The 21,031-nt window shown below is 67.4% G+C and carries 20 protein-coding genes; 9 read left to right on the top strand and 11 right to left on the bottom strand.

The features are described 5' to 3' along the window. Complete coding sequence (locus tag H7F53_RS06870; RefSeq protein ID WP_185678750.1) at positions 1–1,134, bottom strand: efflux RND transporter periplasmic adaptor subunit; 1,134 nt, start codon at positions 1,132–1,134, stop codon at positions 1–3. An 85-nt stretch (positions 1,135–1,219) separates the two neighbouring features. Between H7F53_RS06870 and H7F53_RS06865 the strand changes: the two genes are divergently transcribed. Continuing rightward, positions 1,220–1,879: a winged helix-turn-helix domain-containing protein gene (locus tag H7F53_RS06865; protein WP_185678749.1), complete on the top strand. Its 660-nt coding sequence runs from the start codon at positions 1,220–1,222 to the stop codon at positions 1,877–1,879. Then, the gene (locus H7F53_RS06860; protein WP_185678748.1) at positions 1,876–3,246 is read left to right on the top strand and encodes a sensor histidine kinase; all 1,371 of its coding nucleotides are present in this window, start codon (positions 1,876–1,878) and stop codon (positions 3,244–3,246) included. Before H7F53_RS06865 ends, H7F53_RS06860 begins: the two co-directional genes overlap by 4 nt. Before the next feature lie 19 nt (positions 3,247–3,265). Here H7F53_RS06860 and H7F53_RS06855 read toward each other — a convergent pair whose 3' ends face one another. After that, on the bottom strand, positions 3,266–4,042 hold the full coding sequence (locus tag H7F53_RS06855; protein WP_185678747.1) for a TIM barrel protein: 777 nt from the start codon (positions 4,040–4,042) through the stop codon (positions 3,266–3,268). A 47-nt stretch (positions 4,043–4,089) separates the two neighbouring features. After that, entirely contained in the window at positions 4,090–5,709 is a 1,620-nt protein-coding gene (locus H7F53_RS06850) for a GMC family oxidoreductase (RefSeq protein ID WP_185678746.1), read from the bottom strand. A 111-nt stretch (positions 5,710–5,820) separates the two neighbouring features. On the opposite strand from H7F53_RS06850, the gene H7F53_RS06845 reads away from it, so the two are divergent. Together H7F53_RS06845 and H7F53_RS06840 are read left to right on the top strand one after the other, a co-directional pair. After that, the gene (locus tag H7F53_RS06845) at positions 5,821–6,201 is read left to right on the top strand and encodes a C-glycoside deglycosidase beta subunit domain-containing protein (RefSeq protein ID WP_185678745.1); all 381 of its coding nucleotides are present in this window, start codon (positions 5,821–5,823) and stop codon (positions 6,199–6,201) included. Positions 6,202–6,221: 20 nt separating this feature from the next. Then, positions 6,222–7,217 carry a sugar phosphate isomerase/epimerase family protein gene (locus tag H7F53_RS06840; protein WP_185678744.1) on the top strand — a complete coding sequence of 332 codons (996 nt, stop codon included), beginning with the start codon at positions 6,222–6,224 and terminating at the stop codon, positions 7,215–7,217. A 66-nt stretch (positions 7,218–7,283) separates the two neighbouring features. Here H7F53_RS06840 and H7F53_RS06835 read toward each other — a convergent pair whose 3' ends face one another. The 3 genes from H7F53_RS06835 to H7F53_RS06825 all read right to left on the bottom strand — a co-directional run bounded on the left by H7F53_RS06835 (position 7,284) and on the right by H7F53_RS06825 (position 10,227). Continuing rightward, a complete protein-coding gene (locus H7F53_RS06835) occupies positions 7,284–8,171 on the bottom strand; it encodes an alpha/beta hydrolase (RefSeq protein WP_185678743.1) in 888 nt (295 codons plus the stop codon). Between the two features lie 53 nt (positions 8,172–8,224). Further along, positions 8,225–8,899 (bottom strand): TetR/AcrR family transcriptional regulator, encoded by a 675-nt coding sequence (locus H7F53_RS06830; RefSeq protein WP_185678742.1) that lies wholly within the window; start codon positions 8,897–8,899, stop codon positions 8,225–8,227. A gap of 125 nt (positions 8,900–9,024) precedes the next feature. Beyond that, complete coding sequence (locus H7F53_RS06825; protein ID WP_185678741.1) at positions 9,025–10,227, bottom strand: MFS transporter; 1,203 nt, start codon at positions 10,225–10,227, stop codon at positions 9,025–9,027. A 108-nt stretch (positions 10,228–10,335) separates the two neighbouring features. Between H7F53_RS06825 and H7F53_RS06820 the strand changes: the two genes are divergently transcribed. Both H7F53_RS06820 and H7F53_RS06815 read left to right on the top strand, forming a co-directional pair. Further along, complete coding sequence (locus H7F53_RS06820) at positions 10,336–11,451, top strand: Gfo/Idh/MocA family oxidoreductase (RefSeq protein WP_185678740.1); 1,116 nt, start codon at positions 10,336–10,338, stop codon at positions 11,449–11,451. A gap of 13 nt (positions 11,452–11,464) precedes the next feature. Beyond that, the gene (locus tag H7F53_RS06815; RefSeq protein WP_185678739.1) at positions 11,465–12,520 is read left to right on the top strand and encodes a sugar phosphate isomerase/epimerase family protein; all 1,056 of its coding nucleotides are present in this window, start codon (positions 11,465–11,467) and stop codon (positions 12,518–12,520) included. A 291-nt stretch (positions 12,521–12,811) separates the two neighbouring features. Here the strand turns inward: H7F53_RS06815 and H7F53_RS06810 are convergent, their stop codons facing one another. Together H7F53_RS06810 and H7F53_RS06805 are read right to left on the bottom strand one after the other, a co-directional pair. Next, complete coding sequence (locus tag H7F53_RS06810; protein ID WP_185678738.1) at positions 12,812–13,186, bottom strand: C-glycoside deglycosidase beta subunit domain-containing protein; 375 nt, start codon at positions 13,184–13,186, stop codon at positions 12,812–12,814. A 13-nt stretch (positions 13,187–13,199) separates the two neighbouring features. Then, on the bottom strand, positions 13,200–14,234 hold the full coding sequence (locus H7F53_RS06805; protein ID WP_185678737.1) for a sugar phosphate isomerase/epimerase family protein: 1,035 nt from the start codon (positions 14,232–14,234) through the stop codon (positions 13,200–13,202). Between the two features lie 326 nt (positions 14,235–14,560). Between H7F53_RS06805 and H7F53_RS06800 the strand changes: the two genes are divergently transcribed. Beyond that, positions 14,561–14,920, top strand: a complete 360-nt coding sequence (locus H7F53_RS06800; protein ID WP_185678736.1) for a DoxX family protein — start codon at positions 14,561–14,563, stop codon at positions 14,918–14,920. Then, positions 14,917–16,497 carry a carboxylesterase/lipase family protein gene (locus H7F53_RS06795; RefSeq protein ID WP_185678735.1) on the top strand — a complete coding sequence of 527 codons (1,581 nt, stop codon included), beginning with the start codon at positions 14,917–14,919 and terminating at the stop codon, positions 16,495–16,497. Before H7F53_RS06800 ends, H7F53_RS06795 begins: the two co-directional genes overlap by 4 nt. 88 nt (positions 16,498–16,585) lie before the next feature. Here H7F53_RS06795 and H7F53_RS06790 read toward each other — a convergent pair whose 3' ends face one another. The 3 genes from H7F53_RS06790 to H7F53_RS06780 all read right to left on the bottom strand — a co-directional run bounded on the left by H7F53_RS06790 (position 16,586) and on the right by H7F53_RS06780 (position 19,761). After that, a complete protein-coding gene (locus tag H7F53_RS06790; RefSeq protein WP_343061963.1) occupies positions 16,586–17,929 on the bottom strand; it encodes an MFS transporter in 1,344 nt (447 codons plus the stop codon). A gap of 31 nt (positions 17,930–17,960) precedes the next feature. After that, positions 17,961–18,722, bottom strand: a complete 762-nt coding sequence (locus H7F53_RS06785) for a TIM barrel protein (protein ID WP_185678734.1) — start codon at positions 18,720–18,722, stop codon at positions 17,961–17,963. Between the two features lie 94 nt (positions 18,723–18,816). Further along, complete coding sequence (locus H7F53_RS06780; RefSeq protein ID WP_185678733.1) at positions 18,817–19,761, bottom strand: LysR family transcriptional regulator; 945 nt, start codon at positions 19,759–19,761, stop codon at positions 18,817–18,819. A 153-nt stretch (positions 19,762–19,914) separates the two neighbouring features. On the opposite strand from H7F53_RS06780, the gene H7F53_RS06775 reads away from it, so the two are divergent. After that, complete coding sequence (locus H7F53_RS06775; protein ID WP_185678732.1) at positions 19,915–21,030, top strand: FAD-dependent oxidoreductase; 1,116 nt, start codon at positions 19,915–19,917, stop codon at positions 21,028–21,030. Position 21,031: the final 1 nt, after the last annotated feature.

Below are 21,031 nucleotides of genomic sequence, written 5' to 3'. Positions count from 1 at the left end.
CTATTGTCCTGACAGCAGGGACTTGAGTTCGGCCACACCGCTCACCGCGACCTGTTCGCCGACGCGCAGACCCTCCGCCAGGATCGAGCGACCCCCGCTTTGCGCGACTACCCGGACCTTGCGCAGGGCAAACCGTCCGCCCGCGCGGACGAAGACCTGATCGGCCTCGGCAATGCGGGCCACCGCCGCGGAGGGCACGCTCACCCCGGCGCGGGCGGGTGCGGCCGGGTCGGTGATGACCGCGCTCACGCCCTTGCCGGGAATTAATCCCCCGGGCTCCGCCAGGCTGGCGCGGGCAAGCACCGAGCGACTCTGGGGATCGAGCGAGGGAGCGACCGAAAGGATCTGCCCGGAGGCTATCGGCCTGTCGCCGTTGGCCGGCAGGACGGCCACCAGCATGCCGGGCCTGACCGTTCCGGCGAGCCGTTCGGGCAGTTGCAGGTCAAGCGCTAGAGCCGCATCGTTCTCAATCAGGAAGGGTGCCGGCCCGGCTGGACTCAGCGCGGCGCCGGCATCGATGCCGACACTGGCTACCCGCCCGGCGATTGGTGCCCGCAGCGTCACCGTCCCATCTGCTGCGGCCCCGGCGAGGGCAAGCAGGCGGCGGTTCTCGCGGCTGGTCGCCTCGGATCGGCGCAGGGTGGCGCGGGCCTCGTCGGCCCGCACCCCGGCGATCACCCCCTCGCGGGCCAGAGTCTCGAGCCGGGCGGCCTGGCTGCGGGCAAAGGCAAGGTCGGCTTCGGTCCGGGCGAGTTCGGCTCCGAACTGGATGGTCTCCGGCGCCCGTACGATCGCCAGCGGAGCGCCGCGCGCAACCTGTTGTCCGGGCGTGACGAAGACCCTCAGCGCCGTGCCCGCGAAGGGCGAGGTCACTGCCACCCGGGCATCGGGCGGCAGGGTCACCACGGCGGGAACCGTGGCGATCGGAATCCCGGTCACGGCGCGGGCGGGCTCGAGACGGATGCCCAGACGCTGGATCTGCGCGGCATCGAGCGCGCCCGGGGCGGCGGCCGGAGCTTCGGCGGCGGGCTCAGCCTCGGGATCGGTGGCCAGCGTCCAGTAGGCCCCCGCTCCGGCAAGCAGCAGGGCGAAGCCAGCGGCCAGGGCGCGCGGATCGACGGAGAGCGTGGTCATGATTCCGGCAATGCCCTAGAAAGCTGACAGGAGCTTGTCAGTTTTGCGGTCTATTGTCAGCTTCACAAGAGCAAGGGAGCGGAGCGTGCGAATCCTGCTGGTCGAGGATGACGATCAACTGGCGCAGCGCCTGTCCGAGCGCCTGCGGGGAGCGGGGTTCGCAGTCGACCTGGCGCGATCGCGCGAGGAGGGCGAGGCCTGGCCCGACATGGACATGCTGGCGGCTGTCATCCTTGACCTCGGCCTGCCTGACGGCAGCGGACTCGACCTGTTGCGTGGCTGGCGTTTGCGGCGGGTCGCATGTCCGGTGCTGATCCTCACTGCCCGCGGATCGTGGCAGGACAAGGTCGAGGGTCTCAATCTCGGCGCCGATGATTTCGTGGTCAAGCCGGTCCGGTTCGAGGAGCTGCTGGCACGCCTCCACGCCTTGTTGCGGCGGCAGATCGGCGTGCGGGGCACCTGGCTCGAGGTTGAGGGCGTCCGGCTCGACGTGATCAGCGGCGAGGTGGAGTCCGAGGGCCAGCCGATCACGCTGAGCAAGCAGGAGTTCCGGCTGCTCCACCTGTTTCTGCGCCATCCCGGGCAAGTGCTGTCCCAGGGCGCAATTGTTGAGCATCTGTACGACCTTGATACCCATCGCGATCTCAATGCCGTGGAGGTGCTGGTTTCGCGCCTGCGCCGCAAGATCGGCGCGGGACGGATCCGCACCCTGCGCGGGCTGGGCTACCGGTTCGGCGCGGCATGAGCCGGCGGTACGGGGTTGCCCGGCGGTGGGGCTGGAACAGTCTGCGCCTGCGCTTGCTGCTGGCCATCCTGGCCTGGGTGGTGGTGGGCATCGGCGGGATCTGGGTCTCGGCGACGCGGCTGTTCGCCAAGCATGTCGAACTGGGCTTCCATGAGGAGCTCGAGGTCCACGTCCAAGAGCTGGCCGGACTGATCCGGCTCAAGGCGGACGGGGCTCCGGTACTGACCCGACCGCTGTCCGATCCGCGCTACCTTGTTCCGATGTCCGGGTTCTACTGGCAGGTGAACGTCGACGGGCATCCCCCCCTGCGCTCGCTCTCGATGCGGCGCGGGGCGCTCGACGAGCAGGTGGCCCATTCGGCGCAGGTGCTGCATCGCATCGACAAGGGGCCGAGCGGCCCGGCGATCACCTACGGCTTCGTGGCGAAGGGGCCGCAGGGCCAGGACGTCCACTACATGATCGCCACCGACGAGCGGCTGCTCGACGCGACGATCTCCGATTTCACCCGCGATCTGACCGGCTGGCTGGGCGGGCTGGCGCTGACCCTGCTGCTGATCGGCGGGGCGGTCGTGCTGTTCGCGTTCGAGCCGCTTGACCGGCTGGCCGCGGCCATCGGCCGGCTCCGGCAGGGCGACCGCGAGGCGCTGCGCGGGGCGATGCCGCTCGAGATTGCGCCGCTGGCCGACGATCTCAACGCCTACATCGCCCACACCGCGGGGGTGGTGGAGCGGGCTCGGGTCGAGGCCGGCAACCTCGCACACAGCCTGCGCACGCCGCTGGCGGTGATTATCGACGAGGCGGAACGCTTGGCACGCGAACCCGGCACGCAGGAGTCCGCTCAGGTCCTGCTCGACCAGGCCCAACGCATGGCCCAGCAGATCGAGCTGCGCCTGGCCCGGGCCCGCGCGGCGGTGACCGGCAACCTGCCCGGGGCCATCTGCCGGATCGCCCCGACGCTCGCCCCGATCCTTTCGGCCATGCGTCGGCTTCATCCCGGCATCGCCTTCGTCGAGAGCGCCCCGGTGCCGGCTGATGCGAGCCTGCCGATCGACCCCAGCGATCTCACCGAGCTGCTCTCGATCGTGCTCGACAATGCCGGCAAATGGGCGCGCACGCGGGTCGACGTCGGTGTCGCCGCGGGCCGGATCACCATCGCCGACGATGGGCCCGGCATGACCGGCGAGGAGCGTTGCCGCGCGGGCGAGGCCGGACTGCGCTTCGACCCGGACCGGCCCGGTTCGGGGTTGGGTCTGGCGATCGCGCGCGATATCGTGGCGGCCTATGCTCTGGACCTGACCCTGTCCGACCGGCAGGATGGGCAGCTCGGTCTGTGCGTCACCGTCGCTGCCGCCGAGGAGCCGCGCTAGCCGGGCCCCGCGGGCCGGCTCAGGTGCCCGCTGCGAGCGATCGGATCAGCGTGAAGGCCTGGGGCGAAGGCCCGGTCGGCAGGCACTCGATCCCGATGGTGCCGCGATAGCCATGCTGCTCCAGCAGAGCCAGCATGGCTGGCCAGTCGATTGCTCCGCTGCCGGGTTCGCCGCGTCCGGGGGCATCGGCGATCTGCACGTGATCGAGGAAGGGCAAGACCTGGGGGAGGACCGCAGCCGGATTTTCCCCTTCTACGACCGAATGGTAGATGTCGTACAGAACGCGCACACGGGGCGAGCCGACCATTTCGGCCACGGCGATGCTGTCGCCGGTCGTGGCGCACAGCACCCCCGGGTGATCGTGCCGGGTGTTGGCGGATTCAAGCAGGATCGTCACGCCGAGCTCCTCGGCAATCGGCACCAGCCGGACCAGCGCATCGGCGAAGATCCGCAACTGCACCGGACGCTTCAGCCAGGGCACGCCGCGGCCCGAGGTCACCACGATGTTGCGGCAGCCGAGGGCGAGGGCATCCTCGGCAGCCTGCCGGAACACGGCGCAAAACCCCTCGTGGGTCGCCGGATCGACCAACTGGGTGACATAGTCGGCCACCGTGCTGATCAGAGTCACGCCGTGCGCATCAAGCGCGGCGCGGATCGCGGCGAGGTCGCGGTCCTTCAGCAGAAACAGCTCGACCTTGCGGAACCCCGCGGCTGCGGCCGCCGCGATGCGCTGCTCGACCCGCTCGCCGGCTTCCTGAAAGGCATACTCAAGATTGACCGAGAGCTCGAACGGCATGGCTGAGGTCCTGTCTGCAGGAGGTGTGATGACGCGGGAGCGCTCGGTCAGGCGGCGTGGTCGGCGAGGATCAACTCGGCTGCACGCTGGGCCACAGCCATGGCCGGGCCATTGGTGTTGCCGGAAACGGGGGTGGGCATGATCGAACAGTCGACCACGCGCAGGCGCTCGACCCCGAACACCCGGCAGCGCGCGTCGACGACGCTGGTCGCAGGGTCGGTCCCCATGCTGCAGGTACCCGTGCCATGCAGCCCGGTCTCGATCATCTTGGCCAGCTCCGGCATGATTGCTTCGTCATCCGCCAGTTGCGCCCCAGGCATCCGCTCCGCCCCGATAAAGGGAGCAAGCGCTTCGGCCGAGGCGATGCGGCGGAACAGGTGAAACAGTTCCAGCGCCTTCCGCTGATCGTAGGGATCGCTCCAGATGGCGGCGTCAATCAGCGGCGGAGTGCGGATGTCCGGCGCCGTAAGCATGACCGAGCCGCGGCTGCGCGGGCGCAGATGATAACCGGAGAAGGTCAGCCCCGGTTTGTCGGTGATCGGACTGCCGGGACGCTCCGCCATCTCGTTGACGGTCCGCATCGCGAAGGGTGCTGCGGCGAGCTGGAAGTCTGGCCAGTCCGGGCGGCCCTCGCTTGAAATGAGGCCGGTCAGCGGCAGCCCGACCCGGGCGAGCGGGCCGGTGCGGGTCAGAAAGTAGCGCAAGGCGTTGCGGTACAAGCGCCAGCCCACGAATTCGCGGTTGGTCCCGGGGTGGTTGTGGAGGTCGAACGAGACGCCGAATTTCTGATGGTCGGCCAGGTTCTGGCCGACCGCCGGGCTGTGCTGCAGCACGGGCAGGCCAAGCGCTTGCAAGGCCGGACCAGGGCCGATCCCGGACAGTTGCAACATCTGCGGCGAGCCATAGACCCCGGCCGAGACAATCACCTCGCCCGCAGCACGGTAGGATAGCTCCACCCCGCCCCGTTCACACAGCACGCCGGTGGCCCGACCCTGTTCGATCAGCACCCGCTTGACCGCGGTTTCGGTGGCGATGGTCAGATTGGATCGGTTGCGGACCGGCTTGACGAAGGCGGTGTAGCTGGTTTCGCGCTGACCCATCCGGTCGACCGTGTACTGGGTGCGGCCTACCCCGGTGATACCCGGAGCGGTGATGTCGGGAACCCAGGGCATACCTGCTGTCGCAAATGCCGCAACGAGCGCGTCGAACACCGGTGACGCGTAGGTCGACGGGGTGATCTCCACCTCCCCGTCCCGGCCGCGGCCGGGGTGGGCGCCAGGCGCCCGGTAGCTTTCGATCTGGTGGTAGCAGCGGGAAATCTCGTCCCACCCCCAGCCGACCAGGCCGCGGTTGACCCAGCCGTCGAAGTCCGCCGGCATGCCGGGCAGGTACCAGGTCCCGTTGATGGCCGAGGAGCCGCCAAGCCCACGTCCGTAGGCATGCATCTCCTTGCGCATGCCGGGGCGCTGGACCGACGGGAACGCGCGGAAATAGGCCGGATTGCCCATGATCTTCACGAAGCCCCCGGCCATCTTGATGAACGGGTGCTGGTTGTCGCCGCCGTCCTCGATCAGCAGCACGCGGTGCCGGCCGTCAGCGCTCAGGCGGTTCGCCAACACACAGCCGGCCGAGCCTGCGCCCACGATGATGTAGTCAAACTCGGCCATGCTCTCCCGGCGCCTGTATGCGAATATCTGTTCGCTTTTTTCAGCACGAGGCTTGACCCCCTGTCAAGCAGTTATTAGAACCATACTTCTAATTAAATGCAGGAGAGTGCGATGCTACCCGTCGAGCGAATCATCGGGGAGGAAGGGCTGACCATGGCTGACGGGGCGCTGCGGCTGGCCATGCGGCTGCCGTGGTACCGTTCATTGCCGTTCTCTGTCGTTGAGGTGGAATCGCTTGAGGTAGACGGGGCGAGCGTCGATCTCAGCGCCGCGAAGATCGCCTATGACGGCGCGGAATGGCCGCTGGCGGCCAATGGCGATCAGACCAATGCCTTCTGGTTCGTGCGCGATAGCGCGTTCCTTATCGTCCCCGGGCAGGACCTCGTCCCGGGGTCGACGCATGACGTGGCGCTGACGCTGTATGTCAGCCCGCCCTACATCCCCGGAATGAAGCGTTTCAACACGCAGGCCGCGACCCTCAGCATCAACTGAGCGAACGAGAGGACATGTCCATGACCACCGCTAGCGGGCCGCAGGTCGGCGTTACGCTCTATTCCTTCACCAACGAGTGGTTGCTGCGCCAGTTCGAGCTGCCGGACCTGCTCCAGGAGGTCGCCCGCCGTGGGCTGGGACCCAACATCGAGATCATCGGCTTCCAGAACTTCAAGGAGTTCCCGGACGTCAGCGACGATTTCGCGGCACGGTTCCGCGATCTGGTCGCGGCGGCCGGGCTCAATCCGGTGTCTTGTGCGATCAACTCGGACCGGTTCCTCAAGCCTGGCCAGCAGCCGATCGACGATGCCGACTTGGTCGAGTACCACAAGCGCCAGCTGCGCTCGGCCAAGAAGATGGGCTTTTCATTGGTGCGCTACCAATTCGCCCTGCCGGTTCATCTCCTGCCCGAGATCGCGCCCTACGCCGAAGAGCTCGACATTCGCATGGGGGTGGAGGTGCACGCCCCGATGTGGGCTGGTCATCCCGCGGTTCAGGCCTATGGCGAGATGTACGACAAGCTCGATACCCCGGTGCTCGGCTGGATCCCGGACTTCGGCGGCACGGCCAGCCGGATCCCGGAATCGATGCTGGAGGCGGCCCGGCGCGCCGGGGCGGCGGAGAGCCTGCTCGACAAGCTCAAGGAGGTCTGGCTGGAAGGCGGGATGAGCCACGAAAAGGCCGGACGCCTGCGCGAATGGGCGCTCGCCGCAGGTCATGCCCCGGCACATATCCAGGCCGCCTCGCTGGCCTTTTTCATCCTGTCGAACAACGATCCGAAAAGCTGGGCCGCGCTGGTCGACCGGACGATCCATATCCATGGCAAGTTCTACGGCGTCAGCGAGGACCTGGTCGAGGAAGCGATCGACTACGCCACGATCTTGCCGCTGTTCCGCGACGGTGGCTTCACCGGCACGATCGTGAGCGAGTGGGAAGGCCATGCCTATGACACCCGCGATGCCTTCCTCCAAGTCGAGCGGCACCAGGCGATGTGCCGGCGGATCCTCGCCGCCTGACGGCGCGGTGCCGGCCATGCCCCGATAGAGCCCCGGAGGTCTGCTCCTCCGGGGCGTTGTGTGGGCTCAGTGCCGCTTCAGCCAGGCGATGTACTGGCCGATCCAGAGGTCGCTGGTATGGCCGGTGGGGCGCATGCCGAAACCATGCGACCCACCGGCATAAAGGTGGAACTCGACCTGCGGGCTGTCGTTGAGCCACTGGTCGACCAGCGTCAGTTTGCCCTGACGGAACAGCGGGTCGTCGCTGGCGATCGCCAGGAACAGGGGCGGGCGCGGGCCGGGCTTAACCGGCTGGGTCATCGGTGGATAGAGCAGGGCAACCGTGGCGAGCTGACCTGCCACCCCGGCCTGGGTCTCGAGCAGCCGGATCGCGGTGCGCGAGCCGGCGGAGAACCCGATCACTCCGACGCGCGCGGGATCGACCTGCCATTCCGCGGCATGGGCGCGGACGTGTCCGATCGCCCGCGCCAGATCATCGACCGCGAGCGGATTGTCCGCCAACTCGCCCTTGCCGAGGTTGGCGAACAACTGCATCGTATCGGCCAGATAGGCGGGAATGTCGCGCGCGGTCGGCGTGGTACGGTACTTCAGCACGAAGGCGGCATAGCCTTCGGCGGCAAGCGCCTCGGCCACGCGGAAACCTTCGCTTTCGATCGAGACGAACCGGTAGCCGCCGCCCGGCACCACGATGATGGCCTGGCCGTTGCCGCGGCCCTTCGCCGGCAGGACCGGGTAGAGCGCGGCCCCCGTGACATTGCGGACGCTGACCTGATCGACAAAGGCTTCCCACTGCTCTGCACCTGTCCCGCCGCCCAGCTCAATCGCCGGGCGTAGCGACGGCGTGGTCGGAACCACCCGGAAGGCCGGCGGTGACGGCTGCGCGGGCTGGGCCGCTGCCGATACGCTGCAGAGGGCCGCGGCGAGCGTCGCTGCCAGCGTCCAGATCTTGGTCATGTCCTTGCTCCCGTTGCCGCGGCGGCCACCCGCCGACGGTTCGCCATGGATCTTCAGGGGGCTGTGAGATAGGCCAGGCACATCCGGCCAAGCTCGTGCTTCAGCTCCTCCCAGTCATAATCGGTCACGGCCTCGCGCGAAGAACCCAGGCTGAGCTGGCGGGCGAGGGTGGCGAAGATGATGTAATAGGCAGCCGTTGCCCGCGTCTTGCAATCGGTCCCGCCGAATTCGTCTGGATAGCGCAGCATCGCGTCAACGGATTTCTCGACAGCACGCAACGCCGCGGTCTTGCCCGGCCCGGCCACCAGTGGATCATGTTCGGCACGGGCCATGGCGAGGCGCAGCAGGGCTGCGTTCTCGGTCAGGACCTTGGCGTAATGTTCGACGAACTGCGGCACGAACTCGCGCAGCGTGGTGCAGCGGGCCATCAAGCTCTCGAGCATCGCCGCCTCGGCCCGGGTCAGGTCTTCCATGGCATTGGCGATCACGGCCCGCACCAGGTTGTCCTTGCTCTCGAACCGCAGATAGATCGACCCGATCGAGACGTTGCCCCGTTTGCTGACTTCGATCAGCGTGAAGTCTTCGCTCCCTCGCTCCACCATGAGCGTCCGGGCCGCCCCCAGCATCCGTTCGAGCGAGGCCTTGCTGCGGCCCTGTTGCGGCGTGCGGCTGACTGACTCGACGTTGAATGGAACGGTCTTGGTCTTGGCGCGACTTGAAGCGGTCATGCGGTGGGTCCTGGGGAGCGGAGCAGAGGGATCGCGGGTCGATCCGGCTCGTTTAGCGGGCTCTGCGTGGTTCTCCAAATCCCGGTTCGCGGGTTCTCCAGTCCGGACCACCCGCGCGATCCTGATCAGGCAAGTTTGGCAGGCCGCGGGGCCAGCCGCGACACGGCCACAGCGCACACCGCGGCGCCGAGAGCGATCAGTCCGGTGGTCACGAAAGCCGTCTTCATGGAGCCGGCGGACTGGGCGATGGTGCCGACGATGAGCGGCGAGATCGCCTGGCCGAGGAAGAATGCGCTGGTCCAGATTCCCATGCCGCGTCCACGGTGGACGAAGGAGAACTTCGACTGGGCCCAGGCGATCAGCGCCGGCACGGCCATGCCTGCTCCGGTTTGCTGAATCACCAGGCTCGCCTGCATCCCGAGCACGGTTTGCGACAGGCCGATCCCTGCCAGCCCAAAGCCGAGCAGACCCAACAGGGTGGCGATCTGCACGGCATTCGAACAGCGCGAGACCACCCGGAACACGACCGATCCAGCCATGATGAAGAAGCTGGGCACGGCCGTGGCCTTGGTGATGGCCATCGGATCAGTCACCCCGATCTCGCGCCAGGCAATGCTGCCGTTGACGATGAAGACATAGTAGAGCACCGAGGCGAACAATGTCAGTCCGCCAACCTGCAATGCGCTGCTGAGCGGGAAAGGCTCGGCCTCGATCCCGTTGCCGGATGCCGTGGCCGGGGCAGCCTCCTGCCGCGGCTCGAACAGCGTGAAGTACATCGCGACGAAGATCGGCAGGGCGATGAGATAGACCAGGAACCCCCCGTTCCAGCGCACCGCGGCGACCGCCGCGACCAGGAAGAACACCCCGGGCTGGAACAGCGGACCGACCAGGCCTTGCAGCATCAGCCAGTTGCGCCGACCGTGATCGTCCCAGTAGTCGGCGATCAGGGTATTGACGATCGTGAGGATGCCAGCCTCACAAACCCCCAGCAGGATGCGCGAGGCGATGATCGCGTCGAGGTCCTCCAGCAGAAACGGGGCCGTGCCGACGATGCCATAGAAAAATGTGCAGGCCAGCAGCAACCGGCGTCGGCCGAACCGGTCGACGAACAGGCCGGCGAAGGGGGCAAGCACGGCGATCGCATAGCCCGGCGCGGTGACCATGGCCGGGACCTTGATCGCAGCTCCGGGTACGTCCTTGAAATGGGCGATGATCGCGGCCACCACAGGAAACATGGCAATGATAGCGAAAACAGGCAGGAACCCGGCGACGATCATGGTGAAGCCCTGCGGCTTCAGGGTCAGGGACTTGTAGAATTCCTTCAGCATGGCAGTCCTGCTCTCCGTCGGGCCTCGCAGTGGGCTCTTCGCGCTTGACGCCGGAAAGTGTAGCAAACTAGAATTCGTGTTTCAAATCATAAAGGGTGAGGAATGGCGATGACGCGCCTGAGGATGGGAATGATCGGTGGCGGACCGGGGGCCTTCATCGGCCCGGTACACCGCTTCGCGGCCGAACTCGACCGCGAGATCGAGCTCGTCGCCGGTGTCTTTTCGAGCGATCCCGGGCGCAGCAAGGCCGCGGCCGGTGCCTACCGCATCGACCCGGCCCGTGCCTACGGTTCGCTTGCCGAGATGTTCACGACAGAGCGGGCGCGGGCGGACGGGATCGACTTCGTCGCAGTGGTCACCCCCAATCACAACCATCTGCCTTCGGCGCGGGCGGCGCTGCAGGCCGGGCTGCCGGTGATCTGCGACAAGCCGTTGACGGCTACCCTCGACGAGGCCCATGCGCTGGCCGCTGTCGTGCGCGAGAGCGGGCTGCCGTTTGCTGTGACCCACACCTACTCGGGCTATCCGCTGGTGCGTGAGGCGCGGGCGCGCGTCGCGGCCGGTGCGGTCGGAACGGTGCGCAAGGTCGTGGTCGAGTATCCGCAGGGCTGGCTTGCCGGCGAGGCCTCGGGTAAGCAGGCCGAATGGCGGGTTGATCCGGCACGCTCTGGGCTCGGTGGGTGTATCGGCGACATCGGGGTCCATGCCTTCCAACTCGCCGAGTTCATCACCGGGCTGGAGGTCACCGAACTGCTCGCCGATCTTGGCGCGGTGGTGCCAGGGCGGGCGCTGGACGACGATTGCACGGTGTTGCTGCGCTTTGCCAATGGCGCGCGAGGCGTCCTGCTGGCCAGTCAGATCGAGGTCGGCGAGCTCAACGGGTTGCGCATCCGGCTCTATGGCGACCGGGGCGGACTGCTGTGGCGCCAGGAGCAGCCCAACACCTTGACCTTGCATACGCTCGATGGGCGGACCGAGATCGTCCATGCCGGCGGCCCGCAATTGGGCCCCGACGCGCTGAGCCGCACCCGCACCCCGACCGGCCATCCCGAGGGCTATCTCGAGGCCTTCGCCAACCTGTACCGCGATTTCGCCGCCGTGCTGCGCGGCGAGCAGGCTCCGCTGCTGCCGGGAATCGGCACGGGCCTGCGCGGGATGGCCTTCATCGCCACCGCGGTCGAGGCCAGCCGGGCAAAGGCCGGCTGGGTCAAGCTTTCCGTCTGAAGGGAACGATCGGATGAAGACCATCAAGGGGCCGGGGATCTTCCTTGCCCAGTTCGCCGGCGACACCGCCCCGTTCAACAGCCTGCCGGCGATTGCCGAGTACATGGCCGCGCTGGGCTACAAGGGGATCCAGATCCCCAGTTGGGATGCGCGCCTGTTCGACCTGCGCCTTGCCGCCGAAAGCCAAACCTACTGCGACGAGGTGAAGGGCATGCTTGCCGACAAGGGGCTCGCGATCACCGAGCTCTCCACCCATCTGCAGGGGCAGCTGGTGGCGGTCCACCCGGCCTATGATGCGCAGTTCGACGGGTTCGCCCCGCCGCAGGTCCACGGCAATCCGGTCGCCCGCCAGGAATGGGCGGTGCAGCAGGTCAAACATGCCGCGGTCGCCAGCCGCCGCCTGGGCCTGACCGCCCATGCGACCTTTTCGGGCGCCTTCGCCTGGCCCTATTTCTACCCCTGGCCGGCACGACCGGCAGGCCTGGTCGAGGACGCCTTCGACGAGCTGGCGCGCCGCTGGAAACCGATCCTCGACGTGTTCGACGAAAACGGGGTCGATGCCGCCTACGAGATCCATCCTGGCGAGGACCTCCATGACGGCGTCACCTTCGAGATGTTCCTCGCGCGCGTCGGCAACCATCCGCGTGCGAACATCCTTTACGATCCCAGCCACCTCGTCTTGCAGCAGCTCGACTACCTGCAGTTCATCGACATCTACCACGAGCGGATCAAGTGCTTCCACGTGAAGGACGCCGAGTTCCGCCCCAATGGCCGCTCAGGGGTCTATGGCGGCTACCAGTCTTGGGTCGACCGGCCCGGCCGGTTCCGCAGTCTGGGGGATGGTCAGGTCGATTTTCCGGCGATCTTCAGCAAGATGGCTGCGAACGACTATGCCGGCTGGGCCGTGCTTGAATGGGAATGCGCGCTCAAGCATCCGGAGCAGGGCGCTGCCGAGGGGGCGCCGTTCATCCAGCGCCACATCATCACCGTCACCGAACACGCCTTCGATGATTTCGCCGCGGGCGGCGCCGACCGTACGCTCAACAAGCGCCTGATGGGGATCGAATAAGGGCAGGAGCCCGCGGGCAAGCCCGGTCCGACCGGGCTTGCCGCTGGATGTCACTCGACACGCCAATTCTGGCTTCGACCATCTTGCTCAGCCCCGATGCGGGTGCGGGGCTGCCGGGCGATGAGGACTGCTGGGAGGCCTGGCCGCGGACGCCGCCGCGATCCGTGCCCGCCGCCGGCTGATGCAACTGCGCCGCGCCGAAGCCGGGGGCGAGCCGCCGGCCGGCTGAACCACAACGGGCCCCGGCATCGCGGGATGCCGGGGCCCGTCGGGTTTAGCGCAGGGCTTGCCTCAGGCGGCCAGCGCGAGTTCCTTGGTGTCCTTCGTTGTCGGAACGAAGGGCAGGTAGGATACGCGATAGCGCACTGCGAAGGTGATCGTGTGATCGCCAGCGGCAAGGCCCCCGTTCAGCACGATAATCGTGGCCTTCTCGCCGAAGTTCCAGCGATTGTCGTAGACCGTTTCCATTTCGTCGAGCGTGTAGGTCTGGCCGCGCACCGCGAAGCGGACCGACTCCCGCGGCTGCACTTCGCCATCGACCGTGACCTGGATGTCCTCGATCATCGAAAGACCAAGGCCGCGATAGTAGGGCAGGCGCCCAAGGAACGAGAAGCCGCCATCGACCGACTGGAGGCTGCCCTCGACGATCATCTTGTTGTCCATCATGATCGGGGTCTCCTTATTCGGCTGCCACGGAGATCGGGGCGGTCTTGATCGTGGGCACTTCGGCCTCGCCGAGCAGGCGGGCGAGCATCACCTGCTGGCGGCGCACCTGTTCGACCGAATCCGGCTCCTCGGCATCCTCGATCCAGCGGTTGCCCTCATACTCCGAGCAGATGTAGCCCTGATAGCCGCCCTGCTGCAGCACCTTGATGATCTCGTCGTAGGGGATCGACGGCTCCACATAGTCCTCGGTCATCTGGTAGAACTTGCCGTGGATGTTGTGAATGCGGCCCATGTGATCGAGCATCCGCTTCGGCTCGAAGGCGGCGTTGTGGCGCAGCGTCTCGGCCATCGCGATCGCCGGTCCCACCCCGCCCATCTGCTGGACGTTGAGGATGACGTACTCGGACAGGACCCGGTCCTCATAGGCCTTTTCAACGTAGTCGGCGATGGTCTTGGGCACGCCGAGGCGCATGAATTTCTCCTTCCATACCGGCGGGAAGGAGAACAGGAACATGCCCATGTCGGGCAGGAAGCCGAGCGCGTCCGAGCCCGACTTTTCGAAGGCCTCGGCATGGCGGATGATCCAGGGATGATCGAAGTGCAGCGGGGCGTGGACCTCGATCAGGATCTTGATCCCTTTTTCCTCGGCATGCGGCGCCGCGGCGACCAGCACGTCCGGCGAGATGGAAACCAGCGCGCGGATGTACTTCATGCCCAGCCGGGCGCCGAAGTCGATGTCCTTCTTCACGCTGGCGACCTGCTCCGCGAAGAGCATCTCGCGGCCCTTGTAGCGCTTGTAGTCCAGCATGAAGTCGTGGCTGACCGGTACGCAATCGTACTGCTTGATCAGCCGGTGCCAGGTCTCGACATCGGCATCGGCCGCGCCGTACTCGGGCCAGCCCCAGAAAGTCTGCTCGCCGATGATCTCGATGCCCTTCGCGCCCAGCTCGGCGCTGGTGCGGATGCAGTCTTCGAGGCTCATCCGGCCCTGGAAGGTCTCGTTCTGGTAGGAATAGAGGCTCACGCCCCGCTTGATCGCACTGCTCATCCTCAAAACTCCGCCTGAGGTTTTCGGGGGGCGGGGCGTCAAGCCGAAGCCGGATGACTCGCGCATGGCGGGTTGCCGGTCTGTCGGATTCTCTCCCCTGGGGCCTGGGCCCTAATTGGAACCACTATTCTGAAAAATGCCGTTGGCGTCAAGCGCCTTCCGGCCGGCCTTGTGTATTTTTAGAATCAATATATTGTTTTTATTAAGGCGCCGGAGCGTGCTATTGGGACAAGGAGAGGCGCGGCATGGAAGGGCTGAATTCAGGCCGGGCTGGACGCGGGCCAGCCGCAGCACGCGAGGTTCTGTTGACCGTCCTGGTCGTGCCAATGGCCGCGTTTTTTGCGTTCGTCGGCTACTACAAGGCCTTCGCCCCGATGGCCGAACTGGTCCGGCATGGGGCCTGGACCGCGCACGTGCCCCAATGGATCGGTCGACCAATGGGCTGGACCGAGCTTGTCGCGGCGGCGGCCCTGGCCCTCGCTGGCCTGGGCGGGATCGGCCGGCCCGTCCGTCCCTTCGCCGCGAAGGCCGCCGTGTGGCTGGCTGCCAGCCAGTGCGTGTCGGCCTGGATCCATGTTGCCCATGGCGAGGCTTCGGCGCTGACCCAGAACCTGTTCCTGTTCATTACCCTGCTGGTCATCGCCGGCCTGTGCCGCGCCCCGGCCAACCGAGAGTGCTTGACATGAAGATAAGCCGTTCGCCCCAATCCCTGGTCCTGATCGTGAGTGCCGCCCTGGCCGGCATCTCGGCACCACTGGCTGCTGTGCCGCGGGTCTCGACCGCAGCGGGTCAACTGGAGGGCATCGCCGCTTCGGGAACCGAGGCGTTTCTGGGCATACCCTATGCCGCACCGCCGGTCGGTGCAGGCCGCTGGCGCGCGCCGCAACCCGCCTTGCCCTGGAAAGGGGTGCGGGCTGCGGCACAGCGCGGCCCCGCCTGCCAGCAGGCCATTGCGGGGGCTTGGGGTCCCTATTCGGCCGAGTTCATCGCTGCGCCCCCGGTCAGCGAGGACTGTCTCACGCTGAACCTGTGGCGGCCGGCTCGCGTTGGCAAGAAACCGCTGCCGGTGCTCGTGTTCATCCACGGCGGGGCCTACCAGGGCGGATCGGGCAACATGCCTCTGTACGATGGCGCCCGGCTTGCGGCGCGCGGCGCCGTCGTGGTGACGATCAACTACCGCCTCGGCGTGTTCGGCTTCCTCGCCCATCCCGCGCTCACCGCCGAAGATCGCGCCGCTGCCGGAAACTACGGCCTGCTCGACCAGATCGCTGCGCTGCGCTGGATCAAGGCCCATGCCGCGCGTTTCGGCGGCGACCCGGCGCAGATTACCGTAGCCGGCGAATCGGCTGGAGCGGCCTCGGTGAACAACCTGATGGTCGCCCCGGCCGCACGTGGGCTGTTTCAGCGCGCGATCTCGCTGAGCGGCGCCAGCATGGCGATCGAACTCCCCGATCTGGCACAGGGCGAAGCGGCAGGATCGGACTTTGCTGCACAGCTGGGTGGGGCCGATCTTGCCACATTGCGCACGCTCCCGGCGGAGCGCCTGATCGCGGCTAGCGCCATTGTCCCGGCTGAGGGCGGGCGTCCGCGGCTGGTTTTCGTCCCGCACCGCGATGGCCGGCTGATCCCGCATGACCCGACCGATGCAACCGCGGCGGTGGCTTCGCCGGTGCCGCTGCTCAGCGGCTTCAACGCGGCCGAGATGATCGACCCGGCGGTGCGCAGCCCGGCCGCTTTCGAGGCAGCGGTGCGAGCGCGTTATGGCGCCTTCGCCGACCGGCTCCTGGCGCTTTATCCGCATGCCACCGAGGCCGAGGCGATCCGCGCCAACGGCGAGCTGGCGCGGGACCGCTACATGGCCGGCTTGTTGATTTGGTCGCGGGCGCGCACCGCGGCGCACGGCCAGCGGGTCTTCGCCTATCTCTACGATCATGCCTATCCGCCGGTGCGCGGGGGGCAGCCGTGGGGGGCTTTCCACAGCTCGGGACTGCCCTACCTGTTCGGCACGATCGGGCTCGGCGATCGCGTCTTTACCGCCGCCGACAGGGTGATCGTGCGCCAGTGGCAGGACCGCGTGCTGGCCTTTGCTCGCACCGGCGATCCCCGGCTTCCGCAGTCCCCGTGGCCCGCGGTCACCTCGCGCAGCGCGACGGTGATGGGCCTGGGCGATAGCGTTGGGCCGCGGCCGGCAGTGTCGACGCCGGAGCGGCTGGCCGTGCTGCAGGCCTATGCCGCGGCGGGCGGGACCCTCGGTCTGATGTGACCTCCCGCGACGGATCTGCCGCGCAGCATTGCCGTGACCGTCCGGCGCCGGGAGATGCAGCATGCTGCGCCCCTGCTGCGCGGGAGGATCAGGCGGCGGCGAGCGGTGTCCGGCCCCGGCTGTCACCAAGCCGGTCGGCCGGCCAGAACAGCACGATCCCCACCTGCAGCGTCAGCAGCAGCACGGCACTGCCGTAGTAGGCCAGGCGGATCGCCTCGCGCGCCGATGCGGTGACATGGCCCGGCGTGTAGCCTACCTCGCCCAGCAGGTAGGCGAAGCCGGCCGTGCCGAGCGCCATGCCGACCTTGGTCGAGAGGCTGATGCCCGAGGACAGTAGCCCTTCGCGGCGTACGCCGAAGCGCGCTTCGTGATGGTCGGCGCATTCCGCGATCATCGTAAAGGCTGCGGTGATCGTGATCGACGGGGCGAGGCAGGCGGCGAGGTAGAGCGCGGTGAAGGCCGCCAGGTTGCCCTCGGTCAGCGGCAGCAGCGCGAACAGGACCGCAGCCACCGCCAGGACGATGGTCGAGCCTTTGCGGATTCCGGTGCGGGCCAGGATCGGCGGCGCCACGAACGAGGACAGGAGCAGCATTCCCGCCACCGCCGGCAGCATGACCGAGATCATCGCCGGGCTGCGCAACACCTCGATCGCGAAGTAGGCTGTGGCCGACATCATGACCCCGAAGCGCACGAAGTAGGTCAGGCAGAAGCCGAAGCAGACCAGCCAGGCGCGGTTTTGCAGCATTTCTCCGATCGCGGGCAGGATGGCAAAGCGCGGGTTGGACTGGTCGTCATGACGCTCGCGGCAGTTGCGGAACAGGGCGAAGGTGGTGATCAGGCCGATCCCGGCGAACACGACTGCCACCGCCACGAACCCGCGCTGCGGATCCGAACCGCCGAACAGGCCGACCAGCGGCATGGTTGCCGCTGTTCCGAGTACCACCGAGACCGAGGTCCCGACCGAGCGCATCCCCGAAAGCTTGAGTCGTTCGGTCGTGTCGAGCGTCATCATCGGCATCAGCGCGGTATAGGGTATCGCTTGGAGCGACATCAGGATCCCGAGTGCCTTGAACGTGGCGAAGGCATAGACCAGCTGCGCCGTCTGTCCCCAGGCGGGCACCTTGAACACCAGCACGGTGACCAGCGCGTAGGGGAGGGCGGTGATCAGGAAGTAGACCCGCGTCCGCCCCCAGCGGCTGCGCGTGCGATCGACCGACACGCCCACGATCATGTCGATGATCGCGTCCAGCAACCGGGCGACCAGGAACACCGTGCCGACCGCGGCGGCCGGCAGCCGGACCACATCGGTGTAGTAGTAGAGCAGGAAACCGCTGGCCATGTTGTAGGCCAGGCTCGTGCCCATGTCGCCGAAGCCATAGCTCAGGCGCTCGGTCAGGGTCAGCCGTTCGGCGCTCGCTTGGGGGTGTGCCACATTCCTCTCCCGGATCGCAGCGTGAAAGGGATCAGACTGCCAGCGTTGCGCGGGTCAGTTGCAGCGATTCCGCCATCGGCAGGGTCGGAAGGTACTCCAGCCCGATCCCGCCGGCATAGCCGAGGCTGGCGAGAGTGCGCATCACCTCGGCCCAGTCCAGCGTGCCGGTGCCGGGCTCGTGCCGGTCATCCATGTCGGCCACCTGGACGTGGGCGACGAGGTGGATCCGGCCGGCCAGCACCGCGGCCATATCCTCGCCCATACAGGCGCTGTGCCACACATCGTAAAGCAGGCGCAGGTTGGGACTGCCCACCGCCTCCACCAGATCGAGCCCGAGCGACGTGCTGACCAGGTACATGCTGGCGAACAGCCGGGTGTTGAGCGGCTCGAGCAGCAACATGACCCCGGCCTCCTCGGCCAGTGCGGCGGCCTCCTTCAGTGCGGCGACCGCATTGGCGAAATGGTCGGCCTCGCTCATTCCCTCAACGCGGAAGCCCGAGGCCAAGATCAGCGGGGGCCGGCCCAGCGCGGCCGTGGCGGCAATGGATTCGCGCACCGCGGCGACCATCCCGGCGCGTTCCGCCGGATCGACGATCGAGCGGCGGGGGTCGACGCAGATCCCGGTCAGCGTCATGCCCGTCTCGGCCAGCGCGGCGGCGATGCGGGGCAGGTCCTTGTCTCGCCACAGGTGGAATTCGGCGGCGGTGAAGCCGGCCCGTGACGCCGCACGAATGCGGTCGGCCAGATCAGGGTGATCGGCGAATTGCCATTCGATGCACGGCGCCAGCAGCACGGTTCTCTCCCTCGGTGGCGGCCCCGTGCCGGTCCTGGCGGACCCGTTTGCCTGGCGGCCCTGTGCGGCCGCTACTTTATTAGAACAAGAATTCTCATCGTGTCTCGGGACAGTCAAGCAGAGATTGCGCGGCATCGTCGGCGGCGACGATGCGATCGAGTTCGTCGAACAGCCAGAGCAGCCCGGCATCGTCGCTGCGCGCCCGATGGAACTGCGCGACTTCGCGCATGGGTGCGAACGGAAAGGGGAGCTGCGCGATCGTGATGTCGGTGCGGCGGGCGGCGCGGCGTGCCAACCGTTCGTGCATGATCCCAAGGCGCATGGTCCCGACCAGCAGGTCCGGCACCAGCGCAAAGGCGGGTACGATCAGCTCCTCGCGCCGCGTCACGCCGAGCGCGCGCAGCTGGGCCTCGGCGTAGGTCAGGCGGGTGATTCGGCCGAGCCGGACCGAGACGTGCCCGGCTGCGGCGAAGGCCTCGGGCGTGAGCGGGGCATGCATCAGCGGGTTGCCGGTCCAGCCGGCCACCACATGGTGCTCCTCCAGCAGCAGCCGGGTCGGATTGCGCGGGCTGATGAATTCCTGGGGGGCGATGATCAGGTCGATCTCCCCCCGTTCGAGCAGCTCACCCACGCTGTCGTCCGGGGTGACGATCTCGATCTCGATTCCCGGGGCCGTTCCGGCGATGGCATTGGTCAACGGCCCGAGCACCACGTTGGCCAGGTAATCGGACATCGCGATGCGGAAGCGCCGATGGGCCGTGGCGGGATCGAACAGCGCCGGCTGGCTGGTGAAGGCATCGATCCCGGCGAGCAGCTGGGTGAGCTGGGGCCGCAGCCGCAAGGCGTAGGAGGTGAGCATCAGCCGCTTGCCGTGCGGTGTCAGCAGCGGATCGCCGAACCAGGCCCGCAGCCGACGCAGCGCCGCGCTGGTCGCCGGTTGGCTCAGATGCAGCCGCTGCGCCGCGCGCGAGACATTGGCCTCTTCCAGCAGCACGTCGAGCGCGACGAGCAGGTTCAGGTCCAATCCCTTGAAGCGCATACCGGTGAACCTATCACTCTGATTGATAGGTCATGATAAAAACAAATCATTGGGAGAATAGCAAGTCAGGGCCTATTTCCTTGCCCAACAGGCTCCGCCAAGGGCCGCTACAAAGGGAGTGGTCCGCCCTGCCGGGTGACCGTGGATCGATCGATGCAGCAACAGCAAATCCTGATCATCGGCGCCGGTATCGGTGGCCTGTCCGCCGCTATCGCGCTGGGCCGCGCCGGGCACGCGGTGACCCTGATCGAGCGCGATCCCGAATGGTCGGTCTACGGCGTCGGGATCATCCAGCAGTCCAATGTGGTCCGGGCGATGGACCAGCTTGGCGTGCTCGATACCTTCCTCGACGGTTCCTTCGGGTTCGACGCGGTTGAGATCTTCGCGCCTGACGGGACCAAGGTGGCGCGGGTGCCCTCGCCGAAGCTGGTTGAAGGGCGTCCCTCCAATGTCGGAATCTCGCGGCGGGCGCTCCAGAAGGTGCTGGGCGACGAGGCGCAAGCCGCCGGTGCTACGCTGCGCCTCGGGCTGACCGTGACCGCGCTGGCGGACGACGGAGCCGGGGTCGACGCCAGTTTCTCCGATGGCAGTGCCGGCCGCTACGATCTGGTTGTCGGCGCTGACGGGGTCTATTCGCAGGTTCGCGGGATGATCCTGCCCGATGCCGAAAAGCCGGAGTTCACCGGACAGTCGGTCTGGCGCTACAATTTCCCGCGGCCGGCCACGCTTGACGCGCTGCAGGTCTACAACGGGCCGACCGGGGTTGGCCTCGTGCCGATGAGCGCCGAGTTGATGTACATGTACGTGACCACGCCCGAGCCGGGCAACCCGCGCTATCCGCTCGAGGGCATTGCCGCGGTCATGCGCGCCAAGCTGGCCAACTGCTCGCCGGCGATCCGCGAACTGGCCGAGCAGATCGTCGACGACGCCGGCGTGGTCTATCGCCCGCTCGAAGGGGTGCTGGTGACCGGGCCGTGGAGCAAGGGCCGGGTCGGCCTGCTCGGCGATGCGGTCCATGCCACCACCCCGCACCTTGGGCAGGGCGCCGGCATGGCGATCGAGGACGGCATCGTCCTGGCCGATGAACTCGCCCGCCATGACAGCGTCGAGGCCGCGCTGCGGGCCTACCGTGACCGGCGCTTCGAGCGCTGCGCCTACATCGTGAATTCCAGCCTGGCGATCTGCATGGGGCAGCTCGGCAAGGCGCCCCCCGTCGACAACCACAAGGCCACCGGCGAGATGTTCGCCGTCGTGTCCAAGCCGATCTGAA

Origin of the sequence: Novosphingobium piscinae, assembly GCF_014230355.1 — a bacterium.
GTDB classification, from domain to species: Bacteria; Pseudomonadota; Alphaproteobacteria; order Sphingomonadales; family Sphingomonadaceae; genus Novosphingobium; species Novosphingobium piscinae.
The sequence above is the reverse complement of the archived record's forward strand: the minus strand, read 5'-3'. Positions and strand labels throughout refer to the sequence as shown.

Bases quoted from the DNA above. Each gene is read 5' to 3' on its own strand.
- H7F53_RS06870 (WP_185678750.1), bottom strand. From the start codon at position 1,134: ATGACCACGCTCTCCGTCGATCCGCGCGCCCTGGCCGCTGGCTTCGCC.
- H7F53_RS06860 (WP_185678748.1), top strand. From the start codon at position 1,876: ATGAGCCGGCGGTACGGGGTTGCCCGGCGGTGGGGCTGGAACAGTCTG.
- H7F53_RS06855 (WP_185678747.1), bottom strand. From the start codon at position 4,042: ATGCCGTTCGAGCTCTCGGTCAATCTTGAGTATGCCTTTCAGGAAGCC.
- H7F53_RS06850 (WP_185678746.1), bottom strand. From the start codon at position 5,709: ATGGCCGAGTTTGACTACATCATCGTGGGCGCAGGCTCGGCCGGCTGT.
- H7F53_RS06845 (WP_185678745.1), top strand. From the start codon at position 5,821: ATGCTACCCGTCGAGCGAATCATCGGGGAGGAAGGGCTGACCATGGCT.
- H7F53_RS06840 (WP_185678744.1), top strand. From the start codon at position 6,222: ATGACCACCGCTAGCGGGCCGCAGGTCGGCGTTACGCTCTATTCCTTC.
- H7F53_RS06835 (WP_185678743.1), bottom strand. From the start codon at position 8,171: ATGACCAAGATCTGGACGCTGGCAGCGACGCTCGCCGCGGCCCTCTGC.
- H7F53_RS06830 (WP_185678742.1), bottom strand. From the start codon at position 8,899: ATGACCGCTTCAAGTCGCGCCAAGACCAAGACCGTTCCATTCAACGTC.
- H7F53_RS06825 (WP_185678741.1), bottom strand. From the start codon at position 10,227: ATGCTGAAGGAATTCTACAAGTCCCTGACCCTGAAGCCGCAGGGCTTC.
- H7F53_RS06820 (WP_185678740.1), top strand. From the start codon at position 10,336: ATGACGCGCCTGAGGATGGGAATGATCGGTGGCGGACCGGGGGCCTTC.
- H7F53_RS06815 (WP_185678739.1), top strand. From the start codon at position 11,465: ATGAAGACCATCAAGGGGCCGGGGATCTTCCTTGCCCAGTTCGCCGGC.
- H7F53_RS06810 (WP_185678738.1), bottom strand. From the start codon at position 13,186: ATGATGGACAACAAGATGATCGTCGAGGGCAGCCTCCAGTCGGTCGAT.
- H7F53_RS06805 (WP_185678737.1), bottom strand. From the start codon at position 14,234: ATGAGCAGTGCGATCAAGCGGGGCGTGAGCCTCTATTCCTACCAGAAC.
- H7F53_RS06800 (WP_185678736.1), top strand. From the start codon at position 14,561: ATGGCCGCGTTTTTTGCGTTCGTCGGCTACTACAAGGCCTTCGCCCCG.
- H7F53_RS06795 (WP_185678735.1), top strand. From the start codon at position 14,917: ATGAAGATAAGCCGTTCGCCCCAATCCCTGGTCCTGATCGTGAGTGCC.
- H7F53_RS06780 (WP_185678733.1), bottom strand. From the start codon at position 19,761: ATGCGCTTCAAGGGATTGGACCTGAACCTGCTCGTCGCGCTCGACGTG.
- H7F53_RS06775 (WP_185678732.1), top strand. From the start codon at position 19,915: ATGCAGCAACAGCAAATCCTGATCATCGGCGCCGGTATCGGTGGCCTG.